The organism is uncultured Phenylobacterium sp. (assembly GCF_902826855.1).
Taxonomy (GTDB): Bacteria; Pseudomonadota; Alphaproteobacteria; order Caulobacterales; family Caulobacteraceae; genus Phenylobacterium.
Genome location: NZ_CADEGK010000190.1, coordinates 1 through 8,699, shown reverse-complemented (window position 1 = coordinate 8,699; position 8,699 = coordinate 1). Strand labels below are relative to the sequence as shown.

The following is an 8,699-nucleotide window of genomic DNA, read 5'->3' as shown; positions in this document are numbered from 1 at the left end:
TCAGAAAAAGCCGGTCCGGCGACCGAACGAGAGGTCGGCTTGCGATGAATCCCCGAGCGCCGACCGGCGCACGCTCAGGGTGACACCCCGCTTGCCGCGGGCGCGGAAGTGGAGATCTGATGGATCGATGTTGTTGCGTTCGGCCCAGTCCTGCGCATCGCGCTCGCTGGCAAAGTCGCCGATTTCGTCATGCTCGTAGGCCATTGTCAGTCTCCATGATGCGGGGCTGAAGGGTCAGGGGGGCCGCACTTCGCAAGGCAGGCAACGATGCTGGCGGCGAGCGCCACCGCGACCATCGCCGCCATCGCCAGGCCGCGAACCGACGGCTCGGACGACAGGAAGACCAGGACCGCGAGCCAGACCAGAGTGGCATGAGCCCGGTCGAACACGCGGCCTGCCGCCTCAGACGAAAAGGTGAGCCGCGCCCTCACAGGTCGAGTCCCAACGATTTTTCAGGGACGGGAAGTTGGCGCACCGGGGCTTGCGGCGCAGGCCCGAGCACCGCATCGAGCTTGGCCTTGAGCTCGGGGCTCATCCTGAGTTCGGGGACCTGCCGACTATCGATGGGATTGGAATGGCGCGGTTCCACCTCGACCTTGCCGGTCACTTCGAGCGCGGAGGTCTTGTTGCCCGGCGTGCGGTCGAGCTGCTGTTTCAGGCCTTCGAGGTTGTTGGTGACAACGACCATGTCGTCGGTCGCGCGCGTATTGAGCACGTTCTGCGTGCGCTGGGTCGCGAGATTGCGCTGCGCGGACGAGATCACCTCGATCGCCTCAGGTTTGGTCATCCCCTGCGCCATGTGGGCATTGAGCGCATAGCCGAGGTCGAGACGGCGAAGCATCGGATCGCCCGGTGCCAGGACCAGTTGCCGCTTGTCGGCCAGCTCAACGCGGATTCCTTCTGAGCGGGCTTCAAGCACGGTGGCGTAGGTCGACTTGGCAATGTCGCGGCCCGCGTCTTTGTCGCGCCAGAACACGGTCTCGCCGTCGTGGATCCTGATCTGCTTCTGCTCGTAAAGCCCGAGCCGGTCGAAGCGGTGGTCGGGGTTGATCCGGTCGGGATCGATGACCTTGCGCTTGCCATCGCGCTCGAGCACGACCTTGCCGTCCTTGCGCACCTCGCTCACCTTATATTCGCCGCGCCCGAGACCGATCTCGCGCACGTCCATCCGCGCCTCGATCACCTGGCCGGTCCGGTAGGTCGAGGCAAAGCGCAGCTCCTCGCGCGTCGCATTGGCGCTCTGCAGGGTGGTGAGAGCGACGCCAGCGCCGGTGAGGGTGCCTTCCTTGAGCAGCCCCGCCTGGACCCGTGTATTGATCTCGGCGCGGTCGTCGCGCCCGGCGGTGAATATCGCGGTCGCCTCGCGCTTCTCGGGCGCCAGCGACAACCACAGATCGGCTGCCAGGGCGACATGATCGGGACCTGCCTCGATCACCCGGCCATTCGCCGCGAGCAATTCCAGCGCGAGGCCGGCATGGCCCTCGTTCGAGAGGCCGGCGACCGCGAGGAGGAGGGGGGAGTTCTTCTGGCGGATGTTCTCGTCCATCCGCACGGTCGCCTGGCCGGATGCTTGCGACACCGCGAACATCTTGCCCTGCTCGATCGCGGAGAGCTGCTGCCGATCGCCCATGAACGGCGCCTTGGCGAGGTCGAGTTGCTCGGCGAGCGTGGTCAGAAGCAGCATGTCGCGCGAGGAGACCATCGAGCTTTCGTCGATGATAATGACGGTGTTGGCGAGCGCTGCCTTGGCCGCCTCGAAGCGCTCGCCGGACCCTGATGCTGCAGCCGAGGCGTAGGCGCTGAGGAACCGGGCGATCGTATAGGCCTCGATCCCCGCCGCGCGCATCTGGTCGCCCGACATGCCCTGACCGCCGCCGCCGCGCAGATCGGCGACCATCTTGTTCTGGAAAGCGAGGCCGACAAGCTTGACCCCTTCGGCGTCCAGCACCTTGTCGAGCGCGCCGAGCAGCGTCGATTTACCCGCACCGGCAACGCCCTGGACATTGAGGAAGCGGTCGCCGCCGGAGAGGATCGCGACGCCCGCGGCCAGTTGGCCTTCATTCAATTGCCAGGTGTCGACCCCGGCGCGCTCGCGCCCCAGTTCGCGCGCCGCTTCCTGCAGCCGCGCCATCGCCGTTTCGGGCGGCATGAATGCGCGGCCCGCCCCGTGCCCCCGGTCGATCGTGTCGAGGATCCGCTGTTCCATTGCCAATGCCGCCGGCGTCGTGACGAGGTCGACATGTCCGTCGAGCCGGTCGGATTTGCCGGGGATCAGGTGACCCTCACGCACCAGTTCGCCGATCCGCTGGACCACAGCACCGCCCTCGAGCCCCTTGATCTGGAACCCCAGAGCGCTCGCCAGGATCGCCTGCGGCGAGAAGGCCGCTTCGCGCTCGGAGAGGTGGCGGATCGCCGAGGCGGTCGCGTGCTGGGCCTTGATCGTTTCGGCAGGCAGGAAGAGCGCTGCCGCGCCGCTCACTGCAAGCGGGCTCGGCGTACGCAGCGCCGCATTGATCCGGGTGGCGACTTCGCCGATCGCCGCCGTGGCTGTCTCGCGAAATGTGGGCCGGGCCTGCACTTCGGCCCGTGCCTTGGCTTCGGCCACCAGTGCTTTGCCATCGAACCCAAGTTCGGCGGCGCGTTGTTGCCAGCCTTCGACAAGCGTGCCGCGATCCTCGGGGACCAGTTTGGGATCGCGGGTGTAGAGCGTGATCTGCTTTTTGGTCGCGAGGCTGGTGGCGCCGGTTTCGGCGATCTTGGCCTCGATCTCGTTGGCCCGGGTCGAGAAGGCCTTGATGACCTCGGCAGGCACACCCTTGATCTCGAACGAACCATGCTTGCCGGCGGCCTCAGTCTCATAGCCGAGCTTCTGCAACTGAGCGCGAAATGCGGCGTGGTAGAACTGGCCGATCGTGGTGTTGTTCTTCCAGATCTCGCCGTTCCACAGCGCCTTCCAGGTCCCCTTGGGATCGCGGGTCAGGTTGGCGACTACTGCGTGGATGTGCCCCTGCGGATCAAGCGCGCGGCTCGTGTCATGGGCGAACAAGGCATAGACGAGGTTGCCCGTCTTCTGAGGTTCGCCGCTGCGGCTGCGCTCATAGTTCCGGCTCTCGGCAAACTGCTTCTCGACCAGCTGCGACATAGTCGATTTGACCGCAGCAAGGTGGGCATCGAGGATCCGCCGATCGCCGCTGACCAGCGCCAGGATCGACGCGGACTTGGGCATCGAAAATGTGAGATCGAGACCGAGGCGCCGCCCTTCGACCTGCCCGACCATCTCGCCATCGGGCAGGCGCCCATTGAGGATGCCCTCGAACTGATCCCGCTCGACCTGCCCCTCAAGCCCGAGCGCACGCGCACCCTCGCCGCCCCAGACCCCGGCTTCCGCGTTCTCCTCAGGCGTGTAGTAGTTGTCACTCGCGAAATAGTCGGCTGCGCCGCTCGACGACCGGACGGATGCGATGGAATGCATGGGCTACATCTCCAGTCCGTCGTCGGTGGCGGGGCTATCAAGCTCAGCTTCCTTGGCGCCCTCACGAGTTCGGCCATCGCGGCCACGGTCATCAACCGCTTCGCCAAGTTCACGGGCGGCCTGCGACTGACGCTGAGGAGCAGCCTTTGGCGATTGCTGGACCGACTTGGGCCCGGCTTCAGACTCGCGGGCTTGGGACTGGGACGGGCTGCCAGCGATCGCGTGGCTGACAATCATCGAGCGCCCCAGACTTGACGCCGGGAGACCGCTGGGACCGATCGGCGGTGCCACTGGGAAGTTCAGCTCTTCTTGGCGAAGGGTCGGCGTTCGGGCCTGTCTCAGGGCCTCGTCGGGCGCGGTGTCCCGGGCCAGTTCGAGCTCTTCCTTGGTTTCGCGGCCACCCGCCTCATCGGCCTCGTCAGCTTGCGTCTCTCGCATGAACTCGATGGGCTCGACATGCTCTCGCAGAACATAGCCTTCGGCGACCTTGGGATAGTCCTTGTAAGTGAGCTTGATCCGGGCAGCATCGAAGCCTTCGGGGAACACGAGAAAGCCCCTGAGAGATGGCAGCTTCATGATGTCATCGGGCAGGACGAGCGGCTGCACTTCGGAGCGCGGGGTGATCGTCGCGGCGTCGCGAATGTTCGAATAGCCGTAGCTATAGGCCTCATCCATCATCCGCACTTCGCGGTGACCGATGTAGTCGGAGCAGTGCTCGGCGGTGTCGCGATCGGCGGCAGCCAGGATCAGCTTGGTGCGTGCCAGCGAGGCGAGGTTCTGCGCGCCTTCCTTGCCATAGGTTTCCGCGAGCTTGGCGAAGGAATGGATGCCAAGCACGAAGGCCCCGCCAAAGCCGCGGGCGGTTTGCAAGCCGTCCTCGATCGCGGGTAGGCGGTGGAGCGCGTGGACCTCGTCGAAGAAAAACCAGGTGCGCAGGTCCCGGGTGCGCGGCAGGCGCATCAGCGTGTGGACGGCAAGGTTCATCCACAGCGACAGCAGCGCCCGGTTGAGCACCAGTTCGTTGTGCGATGAGGTGATGAACAGGATCGCTCCCGGCTTGTCCTCGGCGCGGATCCAGTCGCTTATCGAGAACGGTTCCTTGCCTTCGGGCAGGAACCGCAAGGCCTGGGCATTGGTGTTGAACACCGCGCGAATGGACTCGGCCATCTTGGCTGCCTCGGGCGCGGTGAGTGGGTCGGCGACGGTGTGTTCGAGGAGCTTATGGACTTCCTTGAGGTCGGCCATCATCAACCGGCTCGCGAGGGCCTGGTTGGTAGCCTCGCCAAGCTTGATGAGCTTGATGCAAGTCTCGACGAACAGTGTGCGCGCCGCCAGCATCCAGAAGGGTTCGGCGCCTCCGCCATCGGCGGGAAGCAGGGCGGCGGCGATCCCGGTGAAGTCGGCGTGGTTCCTGGCTTCGGCGAACACCGACCAGCTCGGGCAGCGTTCATCCATCGGGTTGAGGATGGTGTCGGTCTCGGGGTTGTAGAAAGCCTCGACGTAGGCCCCGGTGAGGTCGAACACGACCGCGCGGTCGCGCCGCACGCGCATCTGCGCGATGAGCGCGCGCATCTGCGTGGTCTTACCGGTTCCGGTCGAGCCGATCATGATCGTGTGGGCCTGTTCGGTGCGCCAGGGGAAGGGCACATCGGCCATCGAGTAGGCGTGGTGGATGCCCGCAGCCTTGCGCTCGACAAGCGGCAGGGCGAGGACTTGCCGGAGCGTCTTGCCGGGCAGCTGATGGGCGACCTCCGCGTCCAGCATGTCGCGGTTGTGGGCATTGATGACTGCGGCGAGCTCGGGGCCATCGACCAGCATCGCGCCGCGCTGGTGGCGCTCTTCGAGGATGGACTTGCCTCGCCGCTTGGAGAAGTCGACGAACCACACCGCGATCGGCACGGCGACGAACAGCGAGATGAACAGCGAACCCCAGATGGCCCGCATCAGCTTGTTCCACGCGATGACGACATCGGGGTGGCTGGCAATCATCGAAACGGGCGCCGGGATCACGCGGCCCGAGGGCAGGGTGAGGTTGAGGATTTTGCGCGGATTGAACTCCATGAAGCTCCATCCGGCGGCATAGATCCGCATCAGGATCATCTGCACTTCGTGCTCGTGGAGCAGGAGGGCGAGGACGATCGAAAGCGCCACGAGGAAGGTGAAGAACCACACCAGCAGCGGCATCTTCGCCGAGGCAAACCACATCATGAATTCGTGCGTGATGAGCTGCGAGCCGCGGGTGAAGTCGCCGGCATTGCGCGGCATGTTTCCGCGCGCCGAATGGTGCTGGAGTTTGCCCGGCCGCGCCCGGTCCGACCAGGTGTCAGGACGCGGCACAGACCGCCTCCATCCGCGCCTCGGCTTCGGTGATCAGCGCCGTATGAACGTCGGGGTACTGGCGCTGCACGATGAGGTCGGCAACGAGGAACAGATATTCGGACGAGAACTGCCGGCGCCGGTCCTGTTCCGAGGTGCCCGAAACGGCGCCCAGGAAATGCTCCAGTGCGATTCGCAGGAGGTTGGAACGGGAGACCTGTTTTGCAGCTGCCGCAGCCTGTGCAGCATCGGCCAAGGCTTGCGGAAGCCGGACCGTAATCAGAACTGTTTCTGTCATCACCAAACCCTTCGAAAAGGGCCTGGCGGGAATTGCGCGATGCCTGTTTTAGGCCATCCCCTAATGCTTGGCAAGCAAAGGCATCCTGGAAGGGCCGCGTATTACATTGTAATACCGACCAAATCCCGGATATTCAGGGGGTTCGGGCAGGTACACCTTGCTGTATTACAAAGCGCATCACTTCGCATCACCTGTAAACCCACGCCTTTCCGCCATTCTTCGAAACGGACCGCCGTGTACGGTCTGCACCTCTTCCCCTTGATCCCGTAGCTTTGATGGCTTGCGGGTTTTGGTGATTTTACCCGAATCCTGTGGGGGCTTTCTACGCCCCCTTGGCGGCAGCTGAGGCCGCCGGATCACTCGACTGTCGTAAGCTCAGTCGCGGCGATTGGGGCAGGGGGCTTGCCAAGCTGGCTAGGATGACGATCCTCGCGCGCGGGAGGTTTCAGCACCAACCCAAGAGGTAGATCATGGCCAGGAAAGGAAGTCTCGAAGCGGAACGAGCAGCGATCGCAAAGGAGCGTCAAGCGTTGGAAACGCGAGAGGCGAAACTGCGCGATAGTGAGCGGGCGGCAAGCGTTGAACTGATGCAGAAATCGGTTCTCGGCAAGGCGCCGTTCGAGAGGGTCGAAGGCTTCTTCGCCGCTCTCGCAAAGCTCGGTCTCGACGAAGCCGAGAAACGACTTCGGGCAAGCTGAAACCGGCCTTGCAAAAGGCCAGCGCAGCCGGGGTTCGATGCCCCGGCTGTGCTTTATCTGGACACGCAAAAAAGGGGGGCCGGAGAGCTCCTCAGCGGAGCCCTCCGGCGCTGCGATGTCTGGTCATTTCAGAACGGGCATTCGGCGTCCCATTCGGGATCCATCACCACGCTCATGAAGCTCGCGGCGCGGGCGATGCTCGCCTCGTCGAAGTCGTCGGCCATCATGCCGGGAACGGAATGGACGATCCGGTCGATCAGGTCCTGGGGCAGGGCGTTGTAGTCGCCTTCGTCGATGGCGAGGAAGCAGCCGAACTCGTCCTCGATGACGTGCTGGTCGAAGAAGCTGTGCTGGGCCCTGATGCTGGCGGCGCGCACTGCAGCGTCATAGCTGACGGAGTCGAAAGCCGGGATGTCGAGGGTCTTGGTAAGAGCGTTCATGTGAGCCTCCTGTCAAAGGAATTGAAGAGGTCTCCTCAAGGATGGCCGAGCTTGGCCCGGGTCAGGAACGGGCCGCCCGCGGCCCGCCGCGCAGCGGGGGTGGGGGTGCCGATTTTTTCGCCCTCTTCAGGCGTAAAAATTGGGGGAACCGCCCTTCTTGACGCGGGCCAATGGCGGCCATCATCCTCAAGAAGTCTGCGAGAGTGTTTAACCCTGTTGGTCACCCCCTCGGGTGCCCCAGAATTGGGTCTTGCCCGCCCGGCCGATGCGAAGACTTCGCGCGCCCGGGCCAGCAGGCCGCAAGGCCGTTACTGGCGGGGGCCAGAAGCGAGCGAGCCGGGCCATCCAAGTGTGTGTCCCGAGCGACAAAAAAGAAGGGCATCCAGCGGTGAGGCCGGACACCCTCCTGGTTGCTCTGGATGGACGGGCCCCCGCTCAGAACGGCGGGAGATCGTCGGCGCCCACCGCGCGCTTCATCGCCGGACGATCAGCCTGTGCCTGGGTCTTGGTCCGCGCCGCCGGAGCCTCGTTCTGGGCCGCTGCATCGCGCACGATATGCAAGGGGATGCGGGCTTCGCGCAGCCGGTCGGCAAGGTTCGCCTGGATGCCGCCGCCGCTGCACACCACGGCCTCGACCGGCTTGAAAGCCAGCATGCGCGCATTGCGCTGATAGGGCGCCGACGGTCCCCGCGAGGTGTCGGGCTTGCACAGGATCACCGGCACGTTGTGCCGCGAGGCCCATGCTGCCGCGATCACGTCCGCGCCTTTGTTCTGGGCGGTCGTTGCCAGCGCCATCGACGGCACCCGCGCATGGATCGCATCGAGGTAGTCTTCGACCAGCGCGATATCGGTGAACTGCTGCCCGCCCGAGAACACCACGACCGGACCCGACGGGGCGAACTGCTCGCGCCGCTGCGCCTTCTGTGCCGCAAGGTAGTCGCGCGCTTCGATCATCGAGGCGTTGGTCTTGGACGAGACCCTTGACCCACGCACCGGTGAGAAGGGACGGCCGGTTTCGACAAGGTAGATGCGGGCGGCATGGTCGCGCATGCATTCCATCGCGTCGCGGCATTCGGCAAGGCTGCGAGCCTGCATGGTGAGGTCTTCAAGGTCGGTCGCATAGACCTCGCTCGGATCGTATTCGCGCAGCTTCTCCTGGAGCCGGTTGGCCATCGTATCCTCGCGGTCATCGAGGCGCTTCGCCACAACATGGAAGCTGTTGGCGATGCCCCATGCGACCTCGCTGGCGAAGTCTTCCATACGGGTGTCGCGGAACAGGTCGAAGACCGTTGCCAGCATCATCTCGATCGCGGCCTGCGCGGTCTCGGGATCGGGCATTTCAACCGAGCTCGGCTCATGCTCGATTGAGAGCTTTGCAAACTCAGTCTGCTCCATGAATGCACGGGCGTAGTCGGGCGTCGCGATTTCACGCGCATAGTGTTCGGCAAGGTCGGCGAAGTTCGAGAAACGGTCCG

General features: G+C 64.6%; 7 protein-coding genes. 1 reads left to right on the top strand and 6 read right to left on the bottom strand.

Features of this window, described 5'->3' with window-relative positions; translation table 11 throughout:
* From QZV94_RS20110 to QZV94_RS20095, 4 genes are all read right to left on the bottom strand, one after another.
* Positions 1-204, bottom strand: a complete 204-nt coding sequence (locus QZV94_RS20110; protein ID WP_010890958.1) for a hypothetical protein — start codon at positions 202-204, stop codon at positions 1-3.
* 223 nt (positions 205-427) lie between these two features.
* Positions 428-3,472, bottom strand: coding sequence for a MobF family relaxase (gene mobF / locus QZV94_RS20105; RefSeq protein ID WP_293681020.1), 3,045 nt, complete (start codon positions 3,470-3,472; stop codon positions 428-430).
* 3 nt (positions 3,473-3,475) lie between these two features.
* Positions 3,476-5,809: a type IV secretion system DNA-binding domain-containing protein gene (locus QZV94_RS20100; protein WP_293681017.1), complete on the bottom strand. Its 2,334-nt coding sequence runs from the start codon at positions 5,807-5,809 to the stop codon at positions 3,476-3,478.
* Positions 5,796-6,086, bottom strand: a complete 291-nt coding sequence (locus tag QZV94_RS20095; RefSeq protein WP_293681014.1) for a ribbon-helix-helix protein, CopG family — start codon at positions 6,084-6,086, stop codon at positions 5,796-5,798. The genes QZV94_RS20100 and QZV94_RS20095 overlap by 14 nt, the downstream gene beginning before the upstream one ends.
* Positions 6,087-6,556: 470 nt before the next feature.
* Between QZV94_RS20095 and QZV94_RS20090 the strand changes: the two genes are divergently transcribed.
* A complete protein-coding gene (locus QZV94_RS20090) occupies positions 6,557-6,784 on the top strand; it encodes a hypothetical protein (protein ID WP_041551550.1) in 228 nt (75 codons plus the stop codon).
* Positions 6,785-6,912: 128 nt separating this feature from the next.
* Here QZV94_RS20090 and QZV94_RS20085 read toward each other — a convergent pair whose 3' ends face one another.
* Entirely contained in the window at positions 6,913-7,224 is a 312-nt protein-coding gene (locus QZV94_RS20085) for a hypothetical protein (RefSeq protein ID WP_293681007.1), read from the bottom strand.
* Positions 7,225-7,659: 435 nt separating this feature from the next.
* Positions 7,660-8,699, bottom strand: a 1,040-nt coding sequence (locus tag QZV94_RS20080; protein WP_293681004.1) for a DUF2493 domain-containing protein, incomplete at its 5' end; no start/stop codon positions are given.